The 24540-nt window shown below is 47.4% G+C and carries 26 protein-coding genes and 2 pseudogenes; 27 read left to right on the top strand and 1 reads right to left on the bottom strand.

All coding sequences use genetic code 11. From position 1 onward, the window contains the following. Positions 1-71: 71 nt before the first annotated feature. The 5 genes and pseudogenes from I2C21_RS07075 to I2C21_RS07055 all read left to right on the top strand — a co-directional run. Positions 72-1397, top strand: a pseudogene (locus I2C21_RS07075) (recombinase family protein); the annotation flags it as partial. 191 nt (positions 1398-1588) lie between these two features. Then, a complete protein-coding gene (locus tag I2C21_RS07070; RefSeq protein ID WP_325213449.1) occupies positions 1589-1951 on the top strand; it encodes a helix-turn-helix domain-containing protein in 363 nt (120 codons plus the stop codon). Next, positions 1911-2288 (top strand): TnpV protein, encoded by a 378-nt coding sequence (locus I2C21_RS07065; RefSeq protein WP_054325002.1) that lies wholly within the window; start codon positions 1911-1913, stop codon positions 2286-2288. Before I2C21_RS07070 ends, I2C21_RS07065 begins: the two co-directional genes overlap by 41 nt. Before the next feature lie 51 nt (positions 2289-2339). Then, entirely contained in the window at positions 2340-2942 is a 603-nt protein-coding gene (locus tag I2C21_RS07060; protein WP_007047425.1) for a Type 1 glutamine amidotransferase-like domain-containing protein, read from the top strand. Positions 2943-2997: 55 nt separating this feature from the next. After that, entirely contained in the window at positions 2998-3516 is a 519-nt protein-coding gene (locus I2C21_RS07055; protein ID WP_007047424.1) for a ClbS/DfsB family four-helix bundle protein, read from the top strand. Positions 3517-3614: 98 nt separating this feature from the next. Here the strand turns inward: I2C21_RS07055 and I2C21_RS07050 are convergent, their stop codons facing one another. Further along, positions 3615-4421: a helix-turn-helix domain-containing protein gene (locus tag I2C21_RS07050; RefSeq protein ID WP_007047423.1), complete on the bottom strand. Its 807-nt coding sequence runs from the start codon at positions 4419-4421 to the stop codon at positions 3615-3617. Positions 4422-4904: 483 nt separating this feature from the next. On the opposite strand from I2C21_RS07050, the gene I2C21_RS07045 reads away from it, so the two are divergent. The 22 genes and pseudogenes from I2C21_RS07045 to I2C21_RS06945 all read left to right on the top strand — a co-directional run bounded on the left by I2C21_RS07045 (position 4905) and on the right by I2C21_RS06945 (position 24531). Then, a complete protein-coding gene (locus I2C21_RS07045) occupies positions 4905-5093 on the top strand; it encodes a hypothetical protein (protein WP_003533394.1) in 189 nt (62 codons plus the stop codon). Then, positions 5090-5431, top strand: a complete 342-nt coding sequence (locus tag I2C21_RS07040; RefSeq protein WP_195278853.1) for a replication initiator protein A — start codon at positions 5090-5092, stop codon at positions 5429-5431. The genes I2C21_RS07045 and I2C21_RS07040 overlap by 4 nt, the downstream gene beginning before the upstream one ends. Continuing rightward, positions 5424-5720, top strand: a complete 297-nt coding sequence (locus I2C21_RS07035; protein WP_002594808.1) for a DUF3847 domain-containing protein — start codon at positions 5424-5426, stop codon at positions 5718-5720. The genes I2C21_RS07040 and I2C21_RS07035 overlap by 8 nt, the downstream gene beginning before the upstream one ends. A gap of 345 nt (positions 5721-6065) precedes the next feature. Further along, positions 6066-6290 (top strand): MerR family transcriptional regulator, encoded by a 225-nt coding sequence (locus I2C21_RS17785; protein WP_353654786.1) that lies wholly within the window; start codon positions 6066-6068, stop codon positions 6288-6290. Positions 6291-6304: 14 nt separating this feature from the next. Continuing rightward, positions 6305-6877: a TipAS antibiotic-recognition domain-containing protein gene (locus I2C21_RS07030; protein ID WP_353654785.1), complete on the top strand. Its 573-nt coding sequence runs from the start codon at positions 6305-6307 to the stop codon at positions 6875-6877. Positions 6878-6986: 109 nt separating this feature from the next. Then, the gene (gene mobQ, locus I2C21_RS07025; RefSeq protein WP_025544159.1) at positions 6987-8561 is read left to right on the top strand and encodes a MobQ family relaxase; all 1575 of its coding nucleotides are present in this window, start codon (positions 6987-6989) and stop codon (positions 8559-8561) included. Between the two features lie 66 nt (positions 8562-8627). Further along, positions 8628-9272: a CHC2 zinc finger domain-containing protein gene (locus I2C21_RS07020; RefSeq protein ID WP_025544160.1), complete on the top strand. Its 645-nt coding sequence runs from the start codon at positions 8628-8630 to the stop codon at positions 9270-9272. Then, positions 9241-10578 carry a virulence-associated E family protein gene (locus I2C21_RS07015; RefSeq protein ID WP_008394605.1) on the top strand — a complete coding sequence of 446 codons (1338 nt, stop codon included), beginning with the start codon at positions 9241-9243 and terminating at the stop codon, positions 10576-10578. The genes I2C21_RS07020 and I2C21_RS07015 overlap by 32 nt, the downstream gene beginning before the upstream one ends. Positions 10579-10820: 242 nt before the next feature. Continuing rightward, a complete protein-coding gene (locus I2C21_RS07010; RefSeq protein ID WP_195278852.1) occupies positions 10821-11018 on the top strand; it encodes a hypothetical protein in 198 nt (65 codons plus the stop codon). Then, complete coding sequence (locus tag I2C21_RS07005) at positions 11019-12689, top strand: recombinase family protein (RefSeq protein ID WP_008394601.1); 1671 nt, start codon at positions 11019-11021, stop codon at positions 12687-12689. A 90-nt stretch (positions 12690-12779) separates the two neighbouring features. After that, a pseudogene (locus I2C21_RS07000) lies at positions 12780-12863 on the top strand (Maff2 family mobile element protein); the annotation flags it as partial. Between the two features lie 25 nt (positions 12864-12888). After that, a complete protein-coding gene (locus tag I2C21_RS06995; protein ID WP_002304374.1) occupies positions 12889-13755 on the top strand; it encodes a VirB6/TrbL-like conjugal transfer protein, CD1112 family in 867 nt (288 codons plus the stop codon). Between the two features lie 17 nt (positions 13756-13772). Further along, positions 13773-14207, top strand: a complete 435-nt coding sequence (locus tag I2C21_RS06990; RefSeq protein ID WP_002304375.1) for a PrgI family protein — start codon at positions 13773-13775, stop codon at positions 14205-14207. Then, positions 14167-16554 carry a VirB4-like conjugal transfer ATPase, CD1110 family gene (locus I2C21_RS06985; protein ID WP_002588967.1) on the top strand — a complete coding sequence of 796 codons (2388 nt, stop codon included), beginning with the start codon at positions 14167-14169 and terminating at the stop codon, positions 16552-16554. Before I2C21_RS06990 ends, I2C21_RS06985 begins: the two co-directional genes overlap by 41 nt. A gap of 3 nt (positions 16555-16557) precedes the next feature. Beyond that, complete coding sequence (locus I2C21_RS06980) at positions 16558-18294, top strand: C40 family peptidase (RefSeq protein ID WP_002304377.1); 1737 nt, start codon at positions 16558-16560, stop codon at positions 18292-18294. Between the two features lie 14 nt (positions 18295-18308). After that, entirely contained in the window at positions 18309-18566 is a 258-nt protein-coding gene (locus I2C21_RS06975; RefSeq protein WP_002304378.1) for a DUF4315 family protein, read from the top strand. Continuing rightward, on the top strand, positions 18556-19239 hold the full coding sequence (locus tag I2C21_RS06970; protein ID WP_002578950.1) for a DUF4366 domain-containing protein: 684 nt from the start codon (positions 18556-18558) through the stop codon (positions 19237-19239). The genes I2C21_RS06975 and I2C21_RS06970 overlap by 11 nt, the downstream gene beginning before the upstream one ends. A 151-nt stretch (positions 19240-19390) precedes the next feature. Continuing rightward, positions 19391-20623 (top strand): ATP-binding protein, encoded by a 1233-nt coding sequence (locus I2C21_RS06965; RefSeq protein ID WP_002304383.1) that lies wholly within the window; start codon positions 19391-19393, stop codon positions 20621-20623. A gap of 177 nt (positions 20624-20800) precedes the next feature. Beyond that, positions 20801-22876, top strand: a complete 2076-nt coding sequence (locus tag I2C21_RS06960; RefSeq protein WP_195278851.1) for a DNA topoisomerase 3 — start codon at positions 20801-20803, stop codon at positions 22874-22876. Next, entirely contained in the window at positions 22873-23718 is an 846-nt protein-coding gene (locus I2C21_RS06955) for an LPD16 domain-containing protein (RefSeq protein WP_002304387.1), read from the top strand. Before I2C21_RS06960 ends, I2C21_RS06955 begins: the two co-directional genes overlap by 4 nt. Positions 23719-23731: 13 nt before the next feature. After that, positions 23732-24328, top strand: a complete 597-nt coding sequence (locus tag I2C21_RS06950; RefSeq protein WP_002304389.1) for a YodL domain-containing protein — start codon at positions 23732-23734, stop codon at positions 24326-24328. Beyond that, positions 24328-24531, top strand: coding sequence for a transposon-transfer assisting family protein (locus tag I2C21_RS06945; protein ID WP_015564218.1), 204 nt, complete (start codon positions 24328-24330; stop codon positions 24529-24531). The genes I2C21_RS06950 and I2C21_RS06945 overlap by 1 nt, the downstream gene beginning before the upstream one ends. Positions 24532-24540 lie beyond the last annotated feature (9 nt).

The raw sequence follows: 24540 nt of genomic DNA, 5'->3' as shown, positions 1-24540 counted from the left end.
TAGAAATCGAATGGAAAATCTGACGGGCTGCCCCCGTCATACGCTATCCCTTTTGTGCCCTTGTCTATATTAGTGAAATGATTTTCCCACAGAAAGGTGTCCGCTTCATCGCTATCAATGACGGAGTGGACAGCGCACAGGGGGAAAATGATTTTGCCCCGCTGCGGAACATTTTTAACGAATGGCTGGTGAGAGATACGAGCAAGAAAATCAAGGCAGTAAAACGCTCTAAGGGCATGAGCGGAAAGCCCATCACAAGCAAGCCCGTCTATGGCTACCTCATGGACGAGGACGAAAACTTTATCATTGACGAGGAAGCCGCCCCGGTGGTACGGCAGATTTACAGCCTTTGCCTTGCCGGGAACGGTCCGACCAAGATAGCCCGTATGCTGACCGAGCAGCAAATCCCCACGCCGGGGACGCTGGAATACCGCAGGACGGGCAGCACCCGCCGCTACCACCCCGGCTATGAGTGCAAGTGGGCGACCAATACCGTGGTTCATCTGCTGGAAAACCGGGAATATACGGGCTGTCTGGTAAACTTTAAGACCGAGAAGCCGTCCTACAAGCTGAAACACAGCATAGAAAATCCCCCGGAAAAGCAGGCGGTTTTTGAGAACCACCATGAGCCTATCATTGACCGGGAAACGTGGGAACGGGTGCAGGAGTTACGCAAGCAGCGCAAACGCCCCAACCGTTATGACGAAGTGGGCTTGTTCTCCGGCATACTCTTTTGTGCCGACTGCGGCAGCGTCATGTACCAGCAGCGATACCAGACGGACAAGCGCAAGCAGGACTGTTATATCTGCGGAAGCTACAAGAAACGCACCGCCGACTGCACAGCGCACTTTATCCGCACTGACCTCTTGACCGCTGGCGTACTCTCCAATCTGCGGAAAGTTACCAGCTATGCGGCAAAGCATGAAGCCCGGTTTATGAAGCTTTTAATCGAGCAGAATGAGGACGGGGACAGACGCAGGAACGCCGCCAAGAAAAAGGAGCTGGAAGCCGCCGAGAAACGCATAGCCGAGTTATCTGCTATCTTCAAGCGGCTGTATGAGGACAGCGTAACCGGGCGCATATCGGACGAGCGTTTCACAGAGCTGTCGGCAGACTATGAAGCCGAGCAGAAAGAACTGAAAGAACGTGCCGCCAGACTGCGGGAAGAACTTTCCAAAGCGCAGGAAGCCACCGCAAACGCTGAAAAGTTTATGAATGTGGTACGCAGGCACACTACCATTGAAGAACTTACCCCTACTCTGCTGCGGGAGTTTGTGGAGAAAATCGTTGTCCATGAAAGCGTTGCCCTTGACGGGAAACGCCGGGGCAAGTTACGCAGACAGGAAATCGAAATCTATTATTCTTTTGTCGGCAAGGTAGAACTGCCCGACACCTAACCGCCCGACCTATCCGACATACCTCATGTGCCGGATAGGAACGGCAAAATTTTTTACACTTCTATTACTTCTTTATCACACATAAGCAAAGTCCCAGGGCATGAAGCAGCTCATGGCTAATTAGTTGGAACAAAAAACGAAAGGAAAAGCACAATCCAGACGGTATCAGCGGCAGTCTACAAGAATAAATTGTGATTTCACAAGATTGGTGTTATAATAAGAGAAAAGTTCCTGCCGGGGCAGCCGCCCCGGTGGTATGGATAGAAAGGCAGGAAAACAATATGCACATCAGCTATAAACCACTCTGGCACACACTGTTAGAGCGTGATATGAGAAAAGAGGATTTAAGGCTTGCTGCTGGTATGACAACAAATATGATTGCCAACATGAGCAAAGAGGGAAAGCACATCAGCATGGATACATTAGCCCGTATCTGCGAAACGCTGAATTGTGAGATTACCGATGTGATTGAGTTAGTACCAGACGAGCCTACTTCCACAGGAGGTAAGGAACATGAGCGAATTGAAACCAAGAATAACGGAAAATGGAATTGATTATATTCTTGTCGGAGATTACTACATCCCAGACTTGAAACTGCCGGAGGAACACCGCCCCATCGGAAAATATGGACGGATGCACCGGGAATATTTAAGAGAAGTCCATCCAGCCAGATTGAACACATTGATACTGACCGGAGAATTGTGGACATATCTTGCAGACCTGAACGAACAGGCACAGAAGCGGTTCGATACCATCATGGAGCAGATGAAAGCTGCCGAGGGTGTGACTGAGGAATTAAAGCGTACCTGTCAAATGGAATGGGTGCAGCGTTGCAATAACATTCGCAACCGGGCAGAAGAAATTGTTTTGCATGAGATGATTTATTCATAACGATATGGTAGAATAATTATGATAAATCGAAATCTATAAAGGAGAATATTGATGAAACTATTTTTATGTTCGCACTTTTCAAGTGTAGGAAGTCTGATAAAGGAAGAAATTGAAAATAAGAAAGTCGCATTTATTCCAACAGCTTCGCTGCGTGAAGGCTACATCGGTTATGTCGGCTCGGCTCGAAAATTATTCAAAAAGTTGGGAGCAATCGTAACTGAAATTGATATTTCAACGGAGGCTTATTCAACGATACAGTCTGTTTTTGAAAATGCAGATGTGATATATTTTACCGGCGGAAATTCTTTTTTTCTTATGGACCAGCTCCGTAAGACGGGAGCTGATGGGCTGCTGAAAAAGGAATTGGCAAATGGAAAATTGATGATTGGCGAGTCGGCAGGCGCAATTATATGCGCTCCAAGCATCCAATATATCGAGCAAATGGATGAAAAGCCAGAGGACTACTCACAAGAAGATGATGCAGGGCTTGATTTGATTGATTTCTATGTTCTTCCGCATTATCTTACAGCACCATTTAAGAAAGTTACCGAGAAAATAATGACTGAGTTTTCGGATTTGAATCTATGCCCAATTAACAACCGTCAGGGAATTGTAATTGATGGTGAAGGTTCAAAGGTTATTTGCAAAGACTAATTTGAAAATTCCTGTTTTTGAAACCGGAAAATCGGAAGCTGAGGGGGATAGACTATTGAGAACATATGAGAATAAAGACGAGCTTAAAAACGAGATAAATAAAAGCTTTGCAAAGTATATTTCAGAATTTAATGATATTCCTGAGCATTTAAAAGATAAGAGAGTTGATGAGATCGATCGAACTCCAGCTGAAAATCTTGCTTATCAGGTCGGCTGGACAACTCTTGTTATTAAATGGGAATCAGACGAAAGAAAGGGTATTCCTGTCAAAACTCCTTCGGATAATTTTAAGTGGAATCAGCTTGGCGAATTATATCAATGGTTCACAGATACATATGCCCAGCTGTCACTGCAAGAATTGAAAGACAGATTGAATGAGAATATCAACTCTATTTATGCAATGATTGATTCTCTGAGTGAGGAAGAATTATTTAAACCACATATGAGAAAATGGGCTGACGAAGCAACTAAAACAGCCGTCTGGGAAGTATACAAATTCATACATGTTAATACAGTTGCTCCGTTCGGAACCTTTAGAACCAAGATTAGAAAATGGAAAAAGATTGCACTATAACTTCCAGCTTGTCTTTCAGAAATTCTAACTGAATAATCACAGCACGAACCGCTGCTACATGGAATGAAGCCAACAAACCATGCAACAGCGGTTTTTCTTTACCATTTTTTCCTCTGGCTGATAGGCGTTCCCATTTTCTTTGATTTTTGGAGAATCCGAATCAGCCAGCGAAATTCTTCTTCCGATAAATTTTTGTAGTTGATACCGAGTTGCTTGCAGTAAAGCATTGCCAGTTTTTCCAAACGGCTGCCCTTGAAATTTTCGACGGCTTCCAGATTTTCTTTCAGTTCATCGGCAACGGTGGTCTGGGGCGCACTTTCACTGTCCTTTTTGTGGGATTCCCGAATATCCCGGATAATCAGGTTGAGGTCATCCAGAACCATGTGGCTGAAATATTCATCATCACTGATATGGGCAGCTTGCAGCACTTTCAAATGCGGGTCATCTTCGCCGGGGCGATACCGTTCAATGATTTCATGCCGGACGGTATCAACAAGTGCATTGAGGTTTTGAATCTGCATGGTGGCAATCCCGTCCACATAAATCTCAATGTCTGCAAGAAACTTGATAAAATCTTTATGTGTGGCAAGCTCACAGAGCAGACGGTTGTTAATCCGACCGCTTTTCAGAAGTGCAACCATCTCATCGTTCAAATGCAGCTCCGTCAATGGCGTGTTGATCTGCTCCTTGTTCTCTGTCCGGCACAGCAGATAATCAACGGAAACCCCATAGAAGTCTGCCAGCGTGATGAGGTTTCCATGATTGATTTCCTTAAAATCTTCTTTTTCATAACTGCCAAGGGCTGATTTAGAAATACCCGTCAGCTTTGAAAGTTCTTCCAGATTTAAGCCTTTGTCCTTGCGGAGTTCCCAAAGGCGTTCCTGTATGCTTGTTGCTCCTTTCATGGGTGCACGCTCCTTTCCGGCGGTTTCATTGTTGCCGTTTAACTGGATTATATCACACTTTCCGCAATCGTGGAAATTTCTGATTTTTACCCCTAATTCCTACTTTGTGGACATACGGCACAGGGCACAAAAATGTTCTATGATACAGGTAGTTCATCGATGGATTATTCCAATCGAATGACCAGCCTGTGTGGGATATGCTTCCCCGGCGATGTAGCGCCATGACTTTTGGCAGGGATATGGAGGAACCCTGACCGAAACGAGCGTACCAAAGGGAGCGATACGCCGCTGTGAGATTCAGGGGAGGAACGACACCGGGGAGAACTGGCGAACTGACACCGAAATGATACCGAAACACGACAATCTGATAGGGGGATAGTCTACCCTATCGCTGATACTTTGGGAGATTTTAAGCGGCTCTATGGCTGTAATTTTGCCGAAAATCGCCCCGAAACCATACACAAAAACGGGAGGGAGCGCAATATGCCGAGAATGAGCAAAAAGAGAAAGCATGAGCTTTCCTTTTACCTCAATGACCGGGGGCGTGTCACTTACAACGAATTATGCCGGAAATGCCAGCATGGGTGCAGGCAGAGCTTCCGGGCGGTTGTGATTAACTGCCCCCGTTATTTATCCAAACGAGCAAAGAAAAAGGAGGAACACACCGAATGAATTTTGAATTTATGACGATAGACACACCATTGCCGCTCTGTATGCCCTTTCCCAGAGCGTTAACAGGATTTCCAGTCAGCAGCACCGCAAAGGTTATGTACTGCCGGATGCTGGACGCTATGCTATCCAAAGGGCAGGAGGACGAGAACGGAATCCTGTTTGTCTGCTTCCCCATCACAGCCATTGCCGCAGTCCTGTCCCGCAGCTCTATGACGGTCAAGCGTTCTTTGAATGAACTGGAAACCGCCGGACTTATCATGCGGGTGCGTCAGGGCGTGGGAGAACCAAACCGGATTTATGTGCTGATACCGGGAAAGGAGGACGCTGCCCTTGCCTGATACCTCAAAACTGGAAAAGCTCAACCGGGAGTTGGAAAAAAGCGAAAAGAAACTGCGGAAAGCCATCAATGATGAAAAGGCATTGCAGCACCAGTTGAAGCAGCTTACCCGAAAGGAACGGACGCACCGGCTCTGTACTCGTGGCGGTATGCTGGAAAGTTTTCTGCAAGAGCCGGAACGCCTGACAGATGATGATGTCATGCTGCTGTTGAAACTCATTTTTCACAGGCAGGACACGCAGGAACTATTGAAAAAACTGCTGGAACGGGAGAAGCCGGAAACCCCTTAGTTTACTAAGGGCGCAATTATACACCACCCAAAGGTTGGTGCATTGCGTTCTCCGAAGGCTCCTCGCCGGAGGGCTGTAATTTTCCGCAGCCACGGTCTGCTCCAAATCAAACAGGGGACGCTACACTTCCCCTGCGCTGGCTTTCGCCAGCTACCCTTTTGTGGACTTGCCATCTGGGGACACCTTGCGTTGCAAGCTGTTCCCAGCCGACAAGTTTTACAGAATCAGTTTTCTGTCTTTTGAGAAGAAATGAAAAATGTTATACTAAAAAATGAAAATGCCTATTGACTCTCACGGAACGTCATAGATTAAAGTTACCTTATCAGGAACAGGAGGTCAGCAGCTATGAGGACAGTAAAAGAAATATCAGATTTAACAGGTATCAGCGTTCGCACGCTTCACTATTATGATGAAATCGGGTTGTTAAAGCCAACAGAAAAAAGTGATGCGGGATACCGGCTTTATGACGATAAGGCACTGGAAACATTACAACAGATTTTATTTTTCCGTGAGTTTGATATCTCCTTGAAAGAAATCAGATTCTACAAGTACAGCGAAAAATGTTGGTAACAAAGAAAGAACGAATGGAACGTCTGATTGCCAGCATTGATGACATTCTGAAAGGAGAGAACAAAATGGATTTTACAATTTTTACCAAAACAGAAGTAGAAGAAATGTTCCAAACCATGCTTGAGCATATGCCGGAGAATATGAGAAACATTGCAATTAAAGAATTTGGTAGCATTGAACAATGGAAAAAGCATTATATGGAAGTCGTATCTTCGGAAGAAATGCAGAAAGGCTATGCAAAGGTAGTTGAATGGTATGGTGGAAAGGACAAGTTTCTGTCTGTTGCCCGAACTCCCGTCAGCAAAGAAGTTGCAGAAAGCTATAACAAACGGATAGAAGCGATTTTGCAAAAACTGATTGCAAAACAGAATTGTGACATAGATTCTTTTGAAGTAAAAGAGCTTGTTGGAGAATATGGCTTTGTTATGAAACAGCTTGCCCAGATAAAAGAAGAAAAAGGCTTTATGATGGCACAGGCGCAGTATTACCGCAATGAACAAATCAAACCAATGATAGACGAAAAATACGGTGAAGGGGCTTCTGATTTCTTTGCACAGGCAATAGAAAACTATTATAAAGTTAAGTAATCTTGAATTTTAACTAAATACCCGCCGCCCCCAGCGGCACACCAAGCAGGAAATCTGAAAAAGGTCTCCTGCTTTTTTTATACCTAAAATCGGAAAGGAGGAACACTAAATGCCCTGTCCACACAATCAAATCTCCATCGTCCAGCGTAGCAACCGCCAGTCTGCTGTTGCCGCCGCTGCTTACCAAAGCGGCGAAAAGCTGTTCTGTGAATACGACCAGCAAGTGAAGCACTACCCAGAAAAGCGTGGTATCGTCCATAATGAAATCCTGCTCCCGGCAAATGCCCCGCCAGAGTATGCAGACCGCAATACCTTATGGAACGCCGCCGAAGCTGTTGAGAAGCAATGGAACTCCCAGCTTGCAAGGCGGTGGGTGCTTTCCATTCCCAGAGAGATACCGCCCGACCAGTACGCCGCCCTTGTCCGGGATTTCTGCAATCAGCAGTTTGTTTCCAAAGGAATGTGCGTGGATTTTGCCATCCATGACAAAGGGGACGGAAACCCTCACGCTCATGTCATGCTGACTATGCGGGCAATGGATGAACATGGGAAATGGCTTCCCAAGAGCCGCAAGGTTTATGACCTTGACGAGAACGGGGAACGGATAAAACTTCCGTCCGGCAGATGGAAAAGTCACAAGGAAGATACGGTTGACTGGAACGACCGCAAGTATTGTGAAATCTGGCGGCATGAATGGGAGATCATCCAGAACCGCTATCTGGAAGCCAACAACCGCCCGGAGCGGGTGGATCTCCGTTCTTATGAAAGACAGGGGCTTGATATTATCCCTACCGTCCATGAGGGTGCTGCTGTCCGGCAGATGGAAAAGCGAGGGATTCAGACCAACATCGGAAATCTGAACCGGGAAATCAAAGCCGCCAACAGCCTGATGAAGTCTATCCGGCAGCTTATTAAAAATCTCAAAGGCTGGATTATCGAGCTTAGTGAAAAACGAAAAGAACTGCTTGCGGAAAAAGCTGCGGAGGAAGCGGTATTTCTTCCCAATCTGTTGATGAAGTACATGGAGGTACGAAAGGCAGAACGGAGCGACTGGACACGGGCGGGACAAAACCGTGGAACTTCCAAAGACTTAAAGGCAGTCAGCGAAGCCCTGTCCTATCTTCAGAGAAAGGGACTTTCCACCGTGGAGGATTTGGAAAACTTTATAGAAACGTCCGGGAAATCTGCCGCCGACTACCGAAAGCAGATGAAGCCAAAGGAAACCCGCAGCAACGTGATTGACGCTATCCTTGCCGCCCGGACGGACTGTAAGGAATGTAAGCCCGTTTATGAGAAATACCAGAAGATATTTTTCAAGAAAACTAAGGAAAAATTCAAGCTGGAACACCCGGAGGTTGCCCGGTTTGAGAAAGCCAGTGCCTACCTTGCCAAGCACCCGGATGATAAGGACAGCACGAAAAAGGAGCTTTTGCAGGAACAGGCGAAGCTTGTGGGCGAAATCGCAGACTTGAAAGTACCGTTGACCGAGGTGCAGGAAGATTTGAAGAAGCTGCGGGACATCCGCTACTGGGTACGGAAAGCCACACCCGGCACAGAGGAAAGCAAAGAGCCGCCCAAGAAGCAGCCCCTCAAAGAAGTCTTGCAGGATAAGGCTGACGAGAAGAAAGCACAGAAAAACGCCCCGGCGCAGACGAAACACAAACAACAGGATATGGAACTTTAACAGGCACTTGCCATTTTCAGATTGAGAATGATAAGTGCCTTTTCTTTTTTACAAGGAGGAATTGATTTGAATGTATTTGAAGCTGTGAAGCAGTCCGTTACGACAAGACAGGCTGCGGAGCATTACGGAATCCGGGTAAACAGAAACGGGATGGCTTGCTGCCCGTTCCACAACGATAAGACCCCCAGCATGAAGCTGGACAAGCGTTTCCACTGCTTCGGATGTGGTGCAGATGGGGATGTGATTGATTTTGTAGCTGCCCTGTACGGGCTGGGGAAAAAGGAAGCCGCCGCACAGTTGGCGAGTGACTTCGGGCTTGCCTATGAGGACTGGAAGCCACCGGGCAGGGCAAGGAAGCCCAAGCCCCGGCAGAAATCCCCGGAAGAACAGTTCCGGGAAGCAAAGGCACATTGCTTCCGTGTCCTTGCCGATTATCTACACCTCTTACGGGTATGGAAAACCGACTATGCCCCGCACTCCCCGGAGGAAGCGTTTCATCCCCGGTTCGTGGAAGCCTTGCAGAAGCAAGCCCATGTGGAATATCTGCTGGATGTGCTGCTGTTCGGGGAGACAGAGGAAAAAGCGGTTTTGATTATGGACTACGGAAAGGATGTGATACAGCTTGAACAGCGAATGGCAGAGCTTGCAGCCGCAGACGCAGCAAGAACTAAAAAACACCATGAACGCCATGCAGCCGCCCCAGAGCGTTGAGGAAGTAAAGGCAACTCTGGAAACCACCGAGAAAGGCGGCGTCCGCCAGAGCATACGGAACTGCCTGACCGTATTCCAGCGTGACCCTGTGCTTGCCGGGGCAATCGCCTACAACATCCTGACCGACCGCAAGGACATCATAAAGCCCATCGGTTTTCACAGAGAAAGCACAGCCCTGACCGATACGGACATGAAGTATCTGCTTCTCTATCTGGAGGAAACCTACGGGCTTACCAGTGAGAAAAAGATTGAAACCGCCATCGGGATTGTGGCGAATGAGAATAAGTACCACCCCATCCGGGATTTTCTGAACAGCCTTGCATGGGACGGGACTGAGCGCATCCGCTTCTGTCTGCGGCACTTTCTGGGAGCTGATGTGGACGATTACACCTATGAAGCCTTGAAGCTGTTCATGCTGGGGGCGATTACAAGGGCATTTAAGCCCGGAAGCAAGTTTGAAATCATGCTGTGTCTGGTAGGCGGTCAGGGGGCTGGCAAATCCACCTTCTTCCGGCTGCTGGCAGTCCGGGACGAGTGGTTTTCCGATGATTTGCGGAAGCTGGACGATGATAACGTGTACCGCAAGCTGCAAGGTCACTGGATAATTGAAATGTCGGAAATGATGGCAACCGCCAATGCCAAGAGCATTGAGGAAATCAAGTCCTTTCTAAGCCGCCAGAAAGAGGTTTACAAAATTCCCTATGAAACTCACCCGGCAGACCGCCCCCGTCAATGCGTGTTCGGCGGCACTTCCAACGCCCTTGACTTTCTCCCCCTTGACCGTTCCGGCAACCGCCGATTTATCCCGGTCATGGTGTACCCGGAGCAAGCCGAGGTTCACATTTTGGAGGACGAAGCCGCTTCCAGAGCCTATATCAGCCAGATGTGGGCGGAAGCAATGGAGATTTACCGAAGCGGCATGTTCAAGCTGTCATTCAGCCCAGCCATGCAGCGGTATCTCAAAGAACACCAGCGGGATTTTATGCCGGAGGACACCAAAGCCGGGATGATACAGGCTTACCTTGATAAGTACACCGGGGAAACGGTCTGCTCCAAGCAGCTCTACAAGGAAGCCTTAAACCACACCTTTGATGAGCCGAAGCAATGGGAAATCCGGGAAATCAACGAGATAATGAACCAGTGCATTACCGGGTGGAACTACTTTTCCAATCCGAGGATGTTTGCGGAATACGGCAGACAAAAGGGCTGGGAGCGTGAAATCCCGGCAACGGACACCGACAACCCGCCCGAAAAATCTATGGACGGTTTTGTGGAGGTCACAGAGCAGATGGAGCTTCCATTCTGAAAATGACAGCCCGTTGCCGACTTCGTTGCTATCCCGTTGCCGAGCCGGTTGCCGGGGAAAATCCCTTATTTCCGGGCTTTTTCCCTCTCTGACAACCAAAACAACAGAAAAATAAAAGAAAAGTATAAATAGTAATCAACGCCAGATTGAGATTGTTTGCAAGGTCTTTTGAAGCCCGTTGCCGGACTTCGTTGCCGACCGTTCTCTGTCTGGCTATTTTCATGTATGGAGGATAACTGCCTATGGCGAAAAATAAGACCAAGATTGAAGTGACAACCGTATTTGACGGGGAACTGGACGCCACCGATGTGTTCGTCAGCCTGATTTCCCAGAAATACGGCAAAACAAATGCAAAAGAATATCTTGCTAAAAAGAAAGATTTGAAGTATAATGAAGATGAGGTTCAACAGAGCCAGATACCGTCTGGATTGTGTGGGTAAATGGCTATGATGAACGAAATGGAATACAGAACAATCGGTTCAGCACTTGCCGGGGGCTATCGTGCGGCGGTCTATTGCAGGCTGTCAAAGGACGATGACCTGCAAGGCGAAAGTGCCAGTATCGCAAACCAGCGTGATATGCTGGAAAAATACTGCGAAAAGCAGGGATGGGAGGTTGTGGCAGTCTATCAGGACGATGGCTTCACAGGTCTTAATATGGAGCGTCCTGATTTACAGAGAATGTTGAGAGCCATTGAGCGCAGGCAAATCAACCTTGTCATCACGAAAGACCTCAGCCGACTGGGGCGTAACTATTTGCAAACAGGGCATTTGATTGAGGACTTTTTCCCAAGAAACGGTGTCCGCTATATCGCCATGAATGACGGTATCGACACCCTGCGGGATAACAACGACATCGCCCCGTTCAAGAATATCCTGAACGAGATGTACAGCAAGGATATTTCCAAGAAAGTCCATTCCTCTTATCTTCTGAAAGCGCAGAAAGGACAGTTTACCGGGTGTCTTGCCCCGTTTGGGTATCGGAAAGACCCGGAGGACAAAAACCATCTGCTCATTGACGAGGAAACCGCCCCGATTGTGCGGCTGATTTTCGGATATGCCCTAAACGGTCATGGTCCGAACTATATCCGCAGACGGCTGGAGGAAGAAAAAATCCCCTGCCCCACATGGTGGAACCGGGAACGGGGGCTTCGCAATACCCGCACCAAATGGGAAAAGAAAGACCCGGAAAACGGGCGGTATATGTGGGACTTTTCCGTTATCAAAGACCTTTTGATGAATCCCGTTTACACTGGGGCGATTGCTTCCCAGAAAAAGGACTACCGTTTCAAAATCGGCACGATTGGGGAAAAGAAGCCGGAGGACTGGATTGTAGTGGAAGGACAGCATGAACCGCTGATTGACCGCATGAGCTTTGACATTGTGCAGAACAAGCTGAAATCCCGCCAGCGTCCGGGGCAGACCAATGAAATCAGCCTGTTTGCCGGACTGATAAAATGCGGCGAGTGTGGGAAGTCTCTGACGGTACGCTACACAAACGCAAAACATCCCCAGCAGATTTACTCCTGCAAGACCTACAATGCCTTTGGAAAGAACCACTGCACCCAGCACCGGATTGATTATGACACCCTTTACAGTCATGTGCTGCGGAAAATCCGGGAATGTGCCAGAGCTGCCCTGATGGACGGGAAAGCGGTTGCTGACCGCCTGACCAATACCTGTGAAGCCGAGCAGCGGGAACAGCGGGAAGCAATGGAACGCTCCCTTACAAGGGACGAGGAACGGATTGAGGTTCTGGACAAAATGGTAATGCGGCTTTATGAAGATATGATTGCAGGGCGTATCAGTGAGCAGAACTTCAACACCATGCTGGAAAAGACACAGACCGAGCAGACGGAACTTAAAACAAAAGTGTCCGAGGGCAGAAAGCGGCTGTCCGATGAAGTCCAGCTTGCCAATGACGCAAAACAATGGGTGGAAGCCATTCAGGAATATGCCAACATCACAGAGTTGGACGCAGCCACCCTCAACCGCTTAATCAAAGAAATCGTCGTGCATGAGCGCATTGACGAAGATAAAACAAGACACATTTCTATCGAAATTCATTTTAATCTCAAACCCATCCCGGAGGTGGAACAGGTCACTGCCTGACCTGTCCCGCCGGGACGGTTCTCTTAAAAACACCATATAGATTTTTTGTACGCCGCCGCCCGCCATCGAGCAGAGTTTTACACCTAATTGGGGATAAAACAGCTCATGGCTGGCGGCGGTGTTGCCCTCATCGGCACCACCCTTGTACCTCTGCTCTCCGGACTGTTCGGTTAATCACAAAACAAGGAGGTAATCGCCTTTGGACAGCATACTCCAACAGATCACAGACTGGCTGAAAGAAATGCTCGTTTCAGCTATTATGGGAAATCTGTCGGGGATGTTTGAGTCCGTCAACAACCAGGTTGGCGAGATAGCAACCTCCGTTGGCATGACCCCGGCGAATTTTTCGCCGGGTGTCTTTGCCATGGTACGAAACATCTCCGAGTCAGTGATTATCCCAATCGCAGGCTTGATTCTGACCTTCATTGCCTGTTATGAGCTAATTCAGATGATTATTGACCACAACAATCTGGCAAATTTTGAAACCTGGATCTTCTTCAAATGGGTGTTCAAGACTTTTGTTGCGGTCATGTTAATCACAAACACATTCAATATCACGATGGCTGTGTTTGATGTGACACAGCACGTTATAAACGCAAGCGCCGGTATCATATCCGGAAATACTGCCATAGATGCTTCGGCATTGGAAACAATGGAAGAAACGCTGATGGCAATGGATTTGGGTCCTTTGCTCGGCTTGTTCCTGCAATCCTTTATCGTGCAGGTCACGATGTCCGCTTTGGCAATCATCATCTTTGTGATCGTCTACGGTCGAATGATTGAAATTTATCTGATGGTCAGCCTTGCCCCGATTCCGCTTTCCACTTTTGGAAACAGAGAACAGAGCAATATCGGACAGAATTATCTGCGTTCGCTGTTTGCAATCGGATTCCAGGGATTCCTGATTATGATCTGCGTGGGCATTTATGCGGTGCTGATTCAGTCTATCGCATTCAGTGATGACATCATCGGTTCTATCTGGGGTGTTATGGGCTACACCGTCCTTTTGTGCTTCACCCTGTTTAAGACTGGTTCGCTTGCGAAGGGTGTATTCAGCGCTCACTAAGGGAAGGAGGAAATTGTTTGGCAGCGTATATTCCCGTACCTCGTGACCTGACGAGGGTAAAAACAAAAGTGTTCTTCAATCTGACGAAACGGCAGTTACTTTGCTTTGGTGCGGCGGCGCTCATCGGAGTGCCGATTTTCTTTCTGGTCAAAGCAACCGGAAATGTGAGCCTTGCAGCACTGTCCATGATGATCGTCATGTTACCGTTGTTCTTTCTGGCAATGTATGAAAAGGATAGTCAGCCGTTGGAAGTGGTTGTAGAACACTTCATTCAGACCAAATTCGTTCGTCCCAAGGTTCGCCCTTATCAGACGGACAACTATTATGACGCTTTGATGCGTCAGTACAAACTGGAAAAGGAGGTTGAACGAATTGTTTTTCAAAAAGAAGCCACAGGCAAGAAACATCAAAATGCCTGCAAATCTGAATCGGAAGCAGCAGCGAGAAATTAAAGCTGTTGTGGAACGGGCAAAGAAGGACAACGGTATTCCGCAGACTGCACAGCAGTCCATTCCCTTTCAGAGAATGTTCCCGGATGGCATCTGCCGTGTCACTGACAGTTATTACACCAAGACCATTCAGTTTCAGGACATCAACTATCAGCTGGCACAGCAGGAAGATAAGACTGCCATCTTCGATGAGTGGTGCAGTTTCCTGAATTTCTTTGACAGCTCCATTCACTTTGAGCTTTCCTTTATGAACCTGAGTACCGATGCTGAAAGCTTTGAAAAGAGTATCCGTATCCCGTTCAAGAAGGACAGCTTCAATCCCGTCCGTGCCGAGTATAGCCAGATGCTGAAAAAGCAGTTGGCGCAGGGCAACAACGGCTTGACCAAAACCAAGTACCTGACATTCGGCATTGAAGCCGAATCCATGCGGCAGGCAAAGCCGAGACTCAACCATATCGAAAACGATCTGCTCAATAACTTTCGGCGTTTGGGTGTCATTGCCACTACCATGAACGGCAAAGAGCGGCTGCATCTGATGCACTCTATGTTCCACATGGGTGATAATGATAAGTTCTTCTTCGATTGGAAGTATCTTGTGGAATCCGGGCTGTCCGTAAAGGACTTCATTGCTCCGACGGCGTTTGCCTTTAAGACCAACCGCACCTTCCAGATGGGCAGTATCTTCGGTTCGATGTCTTATCTGGCAATTACGGCATCAGACCTGTCTGATCGTATGCTGGCGGATTTTCTGGATATGGAATCCACGCAGATCGTGACCATGCACATCCAGTCGGTTGACCAGACTGCGGCGATTAAGACCATCAAGAGAATCATCACCGAGCTTGACCGTTCCAAAATCGAGGAACAGAAAAAGGCTGTGCGTTCTGGCTATGACATGGACATTATCCCATCTGACCTTGCTACCTATGGTAAAGATGCGAAGTCACTTCTGAAAGAATTGCAGAGCCAGAATGAGCGAATGTTCATGGTGACATTTCTGGTGCTGAACACCGGGCGCACCGAGCAGGAACTGGAGAACAATGTGTTCCAGGCACAGAGCATCGCCCAGAAGCATAACTGCAATCTGCGTCGTTTGGATTTTCAGCAGGAATCCGGACTGATGAGCAGCCTGCCTTTGGCACAAAACCTGATTGAGATTCGTCGTGGCCTGACTACCAGTTCCACGGCTATTTTTGTGCCTTTCACCACGCAGGAGCTGTTCCAGAATGGTGGAGAAACGCTCTATTACGGGCTGAATGCTCTGTCGAACAACCTTATCATGGTGGACAGAAAGAAGCTCAAGAACCCCAACGGACTGATTCTGGGTACTCCCGGTTCCGGTAAATCCTTTTCCGCAAAGCGTGAAATCACCAATGCGTTCCTGGTTACGGATGACGATATTATCATCTGCGACCCCGAAGCGGAATATGCGGCTCTGGTTCACAAGTTCAATGGTCAGGTGGTAAAAATCAGCTCCTCCAGTACCAACTATATCAACCCTATGGACATCAACCTGAACTACTCTGAGGATGACAACCCGGTAGCACTGAAAGCTGATTTTATCCTGTCCCTCTGTGAGTTGATTATGGGCAGTAAGGATGGCTTGCAGCCTATCGAAAAGACGGTTATCGACCGTTGTGTGCATCAGATTTACCAGAGATATTTCGACAATCCTGCCCCTGAGAATATGCCGATCCTTGAGGATTTGTATGATGCCCTTCTGAAACAGGACGAAAAGGAAGCCCACCATGTAGCGACCGCCTTGGAAATCTATGTTAAGGGTTCTCTGAAACTGTTTAACAACAGAACCAATGTGGATATTCAGAATCGTCTGGTGTGCTTCGACATTAAGGAGCTGGGCAATCAGCTGAAAAAAATCGGTATGCTGATCGTTCAGGATCAGGTCTGGGGGCGTGTAACTGCCAACCGTTCTGCCGGTAAATCGACCAGATATTATATTGACGAGTTCCATCTGCTTCTGAAGGAAGAACAGACGGCAACCTATTCCGTAGAAATCTGGAAGCGATTCCGTAAATGGGGCGGCTTGCCGACCGGTATTACTCAGAATGTCAAAGACCTGCTTCGTTCCCCGGAGATTGCCAACATCCTCGAAAACTCTGATTTCATCTATATGCTGAATCAGGCAAGCGATGACCGAAGTATTCTGGCACAGCGGTTGAACATTTCGCCGCATCAGCTGTCCTATGTAACCAACTCCGGTGAGGGCGAAGGACTTCTGTTCTATGGCAATGTGATTCTGCCGTTCATTGACCGATTCCCGACAGATCTGGAACTGTATCGCATTATGACCACGAAGTTAAACGAGGTGGCACAGGAAAAGGAGGCGTAATGTATGGCGAAAAGACCTACACGACTCCGTTTTACCGAAGATGACCTTGCAGATTCTCATGTGAAGAAAGCTGCCGACCGTGCAGATAAGGCGGTTGATAGGGCTGAAAAAGCGGCAGACAAATTGGCTTCTAAAAAGGCAAAGCCGAAGCTAAAGCTGGAAACAGATGCAGCCGGTTCCCGTAAAGCAAAGCTCCGTTTTGAAAAAGCGGAGTTTACGGAAATCGAGCGCCCATCTGTGGCAAAGCACATGGCAAGCCGTGGTGCCGCAGTCACGCTCACATCCAAAGCACATCGGGCGGTGTCAGAATATGAGGATGATAATATCGGCGTTCAGGCTGTGCAGGAAACGACCAAGGCTGTTGAATCCACTGTCTATACCGTCGATCATGCCGTTTACAGTCACAAGCTGAAAGCCTACGACAAGGCGGAAAAGCTGGTTGAGAAGTCAGATAAAGCAAATGTAAATGCCCTGTATGAGAAGTTCAAAAAGGACAACCCCGATGCCGGTTCCAATCCCTTTTCCCGTTGGCAACAGAAAAGGGCAATCAAGAAAGAATATGCTGCCGCCAAAGCCGGTAAGAATACCGCTTCGACAACGGCTTCTGCATCTAAGGGTGCAGGCAAGGCAACGGGCAAAGCAGCTCAGGGAGCCAAGAACATCACAGAAAGAGTAACGGAGTTCTGCACCACACACTCTAAAACGATTCTGTTTGTTTTGATTGCCGGACTGCTTTTTATGATACTCTCAGGGATGTTCTCGTCTTGTTCGGCTATGTTCCAAGGCGGCACACAGATCATTCTGGGAACTTCTTTTACTGCAAAAGAGGAAGATATTATTGGTGCGGACAATGATTACAAGGCTTTGGAAGCTGCGCTCCGCAATAAAATCAATAATATCGAGCGTACTCATAGCGGATATGACGAGTACCGGTATGACCTTGATGAAATCAACCACAATCCTTATGAGCTGGCGGCGTATTTGACGGTGAAGTTTGAGGATTACACCAGAGATGAGGTGCAGGCTACCCTGCAATGGCTATTTGAGCAACAATATGAGCTGACCCTGACGGAAGTAGTAGAGATTCGTACACGAACAACATCTTCTACTGATCCCGAAACGGGAGAGACAACAACAGAGGAAGAAGATTACGAATATTATATTCTGAATGTGAAGCTCAGAAATAAGGGCTTGAACAGTGTGATTTCAAATTCCGGCTTGTCGGAAGATGATATGGAGCGATATAGAATTTTGCTTCAGACAAGGGGCAACAGACCGGATATTTTCGGAAATGACATTTACGCCACCCCTGGCGGCGAGTACACCGATTATGATATTCCGGGCGAAGCGCTGACAGACACAAGATTTGCCAATATGATTCGGGAAGCTGAAAAATATCTGGGATACCCGTATGTGTGGGGCGGCAGCAGCCCGTCTACCTCCTTTGACTGCTCCGGATTTGTTTCCTATGTAATCAATCACTGCGGAAACGGTTGGAGTGTTGGTCGTTTGACCGCAAACGGTTTGATGGGCGTATGCGACATTATCCCGAAAAGCTCTGCCAAACCGGGAGATTTGATTTTCTTCCAAGGCACTTATGATACCTCCGGTGCATCACACGTTGGTATCTATGTTGGCAATGGTATGATGATCCACTGCGGAAACCCCATTTCCTACGCTTCTATCGAATCGAATTACTGGCAACAGCATTTTTACTGCTTCGGCAGAATCAGAAACTAAAGGAGGGATGGCGATTGAGTGCCAAGTTAGACAGAATAGGTGCAGACCTTGAAAAAGCCCGTAAGAAACGGGCAGAATGGGATGCTAAGGTGAAAGACCTGGAACGCAGATACCGTGAGGAGGAAAATTCCGAAATCCATGAGATGGTTCATGCTGCGAACCTGAATCCCGAACAGCTTTCCGAGCTGCTCCGTATGTTTGCTGCGGATATGGCTCCGAAGCCTGATACGATCAATACTATGAATGAGGAGGAAACGCAGAATGAGATTTAAGAAAATTGGAGCCGCATTGCTGGCGTGTGCAATGTGTTTTGGCGTGTTTTCTACAACGGCATTTGCCTATGTAGATGAAAGCGTAGCGACTGAAGAACCTGCGGTCGAAGAAAAAGTTCCCGAAACAGAGCCGGAGGAGCCGATGCTACCGCTTACTCCCGACGGCAATCTGACTTTGGTTGATGACGCTGGCTCGCCTACGAAAAGCGGAAAGCAGTTCATTACCGCTGTAACCAAAAACGGAAACTACTTCTATATCATCATTGACCGTGATGATAAGGGCGAGGAAACCGTGCATTTTCTGAATCAGGTGGATGAAGCCGACCTGCTCAAGCTGATGGACGAGGAAGAAGTTGCAGAGTTCACCAAGCCGGTTGAGGAAACAAAGCCGGAAGTAGTTGAAACAGTTCCTGAAATTACAGAACCGACACCGGAGGAAAAGCCGAAATCCACAAATATGCTCCCGGCGATTCTTACTCTGATTGTGCTTGCCTGTGGTGGTGGATTCTTCGTATTTAAGAAAGTCCAGGAAAAGAAGAAGGCACAGGAAGCGGCAAAGCCTGACCCAGATGCTGATTATGTGGACGATGACGAGGACTATGGGTACGATCCGGAGTTTGAGGACGACGATGAAGATAGCTCCGTCGATGAAGATGATAATGAACCTGTGTAAACAGGATAGGCTTGATGCCTGGGGCAGCCTTCGGGTTGCCTTTACATAGTTTCCGCTTTCAAAAAATAAAAAAATTTGCGTTTTTGAAAGTGACATCTTGCATATACTATTAGCAGACAGTATAATAAGTACAGCGAAGCGGTTTCGAGAAATGAAAAAACTTCAATTTTTGAAAGCGGGTGACTATATGAAAACAATCACGAGAGCAAAATATCTCGATAGAATCATTGAACTGAATGGTACTCCTGACATCAAGATCATCACGGGCATTCGTCGATCTGGTAAGTCCAAATTGATGCAGGCGTATATTGCGTATCTGAAAAGCAATTTTGAAAACATCAATATTATCTTCATCGACTTCATGGATTTGGCGTATGAAGAAATCAAGGAATACCATGCCTTACACGCCTATGTGGAAGAACATTATCAGGAAGGAAAAACGAACTACCTGTTTGTAGACGAGGTTCAGATGTGTCCCAAGTTTGAGTTGGCAATCAATAGCCTGTACTCTAAGGGAAAATACGACATCTATGTAACAGGCTCTAATGCTTTCCTGTTGAGTGCAGATCTGGCAACTCTGTTTACCGGACGCTATATTGAAATTCATGTGTTTCCTTTCAGCTTCCAGGAATATTGCCAGTATTATGATGATATTAGTGACAAAGATAAGCTCTTTGATGAGTACGCTATCAAGGGCGGTTTAGCAGGTTCCTATGCTTATAGAACCGAAAAAGACAGAACAAACTATATCAAAGAGGTCTACGAAACGATTGTTACAAGGGATTTGGTACAGAAATATACTCTCCCGGACACTTTGGTTTTACAACGTCTGAGCGAGTTCCTTATGGATAATATCAGCAACCTGACTTCTCCGAATAAGGTCAGTCAGCTACTGACAGCAAATGAGACTCCAACCAATCATGTAACCGTCGGCAAGTACATTAAGTATTTGTGCAATGCTTTTGTATTTTATGATATTAAGAGATATGACATCCGAGGTAAGAAATACCTTGAAAGCTCTGAAAAGTTCTATTTGTGTGACAGCGGTATTCGATATGCAATACTGGGAAGCAGAAATATAGACTATGGCAGAGTATATGAAAACGTTGTTTGTATCGAGCTTCTTCGCCGTGGATATGATGTCTATGTCGGCAAGCTCTATCAAAAGGAAATCGACTTTGTTGCTCAGAGAGGTAGCGAAAAGATTTATATTCAGGTCAGCGACAACATTTCCGGGCAGGAAACATTTGAGAGAGAATGCTCTCCTCTGCTTCAGATTCGAGACGCTTATCCGAAAATGATTATTGCCAGAACCAAACATCCCCAATATAGCTATGAAGGAATCGAAATTCACGATATAGCCGATTGGTTGCTACAAGAATAAGCAAGGTGAAATATCTCCGTCATTCTCTTTTGAAATGATGGAGATATTTTTATTATGACGGAGATTGTAGAACAGAAAATTGTATCAGGTTGCAAAAATCCTTTCCGAACTTTTTACATAGCAGTCATGCACTACGGTGTGTGGCTGCTTATTTTTTTGTGAAAGGAGCAGATGCAAATGAAATTAGTTTTGGCTGAAAAGCCTTCGGTTGCACAGAGTATTGCCAAAGTGTTAGGTGCTGCCAAGCGTGAGGATGGCTACTTAGAGGGAAACGGATATGTGGTCAGCTGGTGTGTAGGGCATTTGGTGGAGCTGGCACAGCCGGAAGTCTATGATGCGAAGTACAGCAAATGGGCTTATGCAGACCTTCCTATCTTCCCGATGGACTGGCAGTATGAGGTTTCTGCCGGTACGAAAAAACAGTTTGGGATTCTGAAAAAGCTCATGGCCAGAGAAGATGTTGCGAGTCTTGTGTGTGCAACAGATGCCGGTCGTGAGGGCGAGCTGATCTTTCGGTTGGTGTACCACAAAGCCGGGTGCAGAAAGCCGTTTGAGCGGCTTTGGATTTCCTCGATGGAAGATGTAGCAATCAAGGAGGGCTTTGAAAATCTCAGGTCTGGAACGGAATATGATGCTTTGTATGAAGCAGCACTGTGTCGAGAACGAGCCGACTGGATTGTTGGTATTAACGCTACTCGACTTTTTTCGACCCTTTACGGGCAGACCCTGAATGTTGGTCGTGTTATGACCCCTACCCTTGCTATGGCTGTTATGCGAGAAGCTGCCATTTCCGCATTCAAGCCTGAACTGTTCTACACAGTTCAGATTGGATTGGATGGTTTTACGGCTGCAAGCGAACGCTTCAAAACCAAGGCAGCAGCCGAAGCTGTCAAACAAAGCTGTTCGGTGGCAATCGTTCAGAAAGCTGAATGTAAGGAGAAAACAGAAAAGCCGCCTGCGCTCTATGACCTGACCAGTTTACAGAGAGAAGCCAACCGTGTGCTTGGCTACACGGCACAGCAGACCTTGGACTACACGCAGAACCTCTATGAAAAGAAACTGGTCACTTATCCCCGTACCGACAGCAGGTTTCTGACGGAAGATATGGCACATAGCCTGACCGACCTCGTAAAGCTGGCTTTCCACACATTCCCCGTGGAGGATGTGGATAACATACCAGTTCATGCAGAGCAGGTTGTGAATAACAAAAAGGTCACAGATCACCATGCCATCATTCCGACCAGAGAATTGCAGAAATGCAATCTGAGCGAACTTCCCAAGGGTGAACTTGCAATTTTGCAACTGATCTCGAATCGGTTGTGCGTAGCTGTTGGCGATCCGCACCGATACGCAGAGACAGTTATTGAGCTGGACTGTGGCGGTACCGTGTTTTCCACCAAAGGCAAAACTGTTGTGCAGGATGGATGGAAAGCTCTGGTTCAGAAAAATGATTCGACAAAATCCGACGAAAACGTGCAGACACTCCCTTCTGTTTCCGTTGGTGACGAAATGACCGTCAGCGGCACGGAAATCAAGGAAGGGAAAACATCTCCCCCTAAACACTTTACCGAGGATACTCTGCTTTCTGCTATGGAAACTGCCGGTGCGGACGAAATACCTGATGAGGTGGAGCGCAAAGGTTTGGGAACGCCTGCGACCCGTGCCGGTATCATTGAGAAGCTGGTTCGCATCGGTTTTCTGGAGCGTAAGGGTGATAAGAAAACCAAACACCTGATTCCGACCCACAAGGGTACGGCTCTGGTAACAGTCATGCCGGAACAGATTCAGTCCCCATCCATGACGGCGGATTGGGAAGAAAAATTGTTGCTCATTGAGAAAGGCGAATATGCCAGCGAGGACTTTATGGACGAGATCAAAGATGTGATTGCCGGTCTGATTCAGAACTATGAAGTAATCCGTGATTCCGAGGTTATGATGTCGAAAGAAGCCAATTCTATCGGCAAATGCCCGCTCTGCGGCAGTGCTGTAGAGGACAAAGCCAAGGCATTTTTCTGTTCCAACAGAGCTTGCAAATTTGCCCTCTGGAAAAACAATCGCTACTTTGCGAGCATCGGCAAGAGCATGACTTCTGCCACGGCGCAGAAATTGCTTGGTTCCGGCAAGGTAAAGCTCAAGAATTGCAAGTCCGAAAGAACGGGCAACACCTTTGATGCCACCGTCTTTATGGAGGTATCAGATGATGGCAAAACGAAGTTCAGTATGGAATTTGAAAATGGAGGAAAGCGCAAATGACAAATGAGTACAACCCGGATGGTAAGGAAATCCGATTTATCGACAGCCATTATAAGGATTTGTTTCATATCCCCGATGGCAGCTGTGTGCAGATTCACTACCCGGATGAAATGGTTGTGAAGCCCTGCACCTTCATTGACGAGTATCATACGCAGATCGGATACAATGTGTTTCATATCTGCCAGTTTGCAGAAATTATGGAGCGCAACGGCGCAAGCTATATGCCGGAGCCTGAGATTATGGGCGATGAAGCCGCATGGAAGGTCGGAAAGGATAGAATCCTTGCGGTGCAGACCTGCGAAGATGGTTACGACTACACCCTGTTGGATGAAAACTACAACGAGATTGATGGCGGTCAGGTTGATAACCCTGAACTGTCCATGCTCGAAGTCCGCCGGGATATTCTGGAATCCTTCGGGCTGGAGCGCCGGGAACTGCGGGCAATGTTCTATGAGGATGTCATGGAGCAGGCTTTTGAAGTCGGCAGACAGGCGGTGGTGGTCAATGACCCTATCGCTGAGCTTGCTTTTAAGCTCGACCGTTTTGCAGAGAACTTCGACCCCTATGAATATATGGATCAGGTCGATGATGTGCAGGCGCATATCCAAGAAATCAAGGCAGATCTTGCCGCTGGTAATACGGCTCCGTATCGTGAGTTCCTGAATACAGCCATTGAAGAAGCCCGTGAGGAAACTGCGGTTGAGGTTGCCAAAGTGCTGAAAAGTCAGCTGGATAAGCTCGACTCTCCGAAGCGTGAGTCGGTCATGGAAAAACTGGCACAGGCCGCAGAAAAAGCTGCGCCTGCCAGTCCCTCTCCCAAACGCAAAGAGCCTGAACGATAAGGAGGACACGGATATGAAAAACGAAAAATGGGATGATGTTCACGGAAATACCACCCCGGATGACAGAATGGTTGCTTTTCTGGAAAGCCCCACGGATTCCTATGCGATTCTTCAGCTGCGGGAAGATGTAGACGATAATATCCCGCTCATGTTTGCAAATTACAGCTACCTTCAGAAGAAAGAAATGGAGCCTGAGATTGACCGTTACGAGGTGGTCTATCATGGCTCCATTTCTATGTCCGAGGATGTGAATCGGCAGCTGGAAGATTTGTATGTAAAGTTCAATATTGACCACCCGGATGATTTCCGTGGTCACAGTATGTCGGTCAGCGACATCGTAGCCTTAAAGGTAGTCGGTGAGGTATCCTTTCACTATGTAGATTCTGTTGGGTTTCAGAAGCTGGAAAACTTTATGAAGTCCGAAAACTACCTGAAAAACGCAGAGATGGCAATGGAAGATGATTATGGGATGATTGACGGTATCATCAATAACGGAAAAGCGTCCGGATTAGAGGAACGTCCTTCGGTGTTGGAGCAGTTAAAGGAAAAGCCCGTGCCGGATGTTTCCCATAAGCCGCCCAAGAGCCACCCGGAAAGGGAGATTGAATGATGGATTTCACACAGGATGAGCGGAACATGATGATGCTTTACAGCCCTGGCACAAGGTCAGGGCTGTGTGAAGCACTGACACTGATGAAGGAACAGCTTTCGGAGGACGAGTCAGAGCTTTTTGCTTTGGCAGACTCGGTTCTCCGTAAAGTTTCAGCCATGGACGATGCCGCCTTTGAGAAGCTGAACCTTTATCCGGATTGATAGGATTGG

This window comes from Clostridium sp. J1101437_171009_A5, from assembly GCF_015547905.1.
In the GTDB taxonomy this organism is placed as follows: Bacteria; Bacillota; Clostridia; order Oscillospirales; family Oscillospiraceae; genus Pseudoflavonifractor_A; species Pseudoflavonifractor_A gallinarum.
This window is presented reverse-complemented; position numbering and strand designations above follow the sequence as displayed.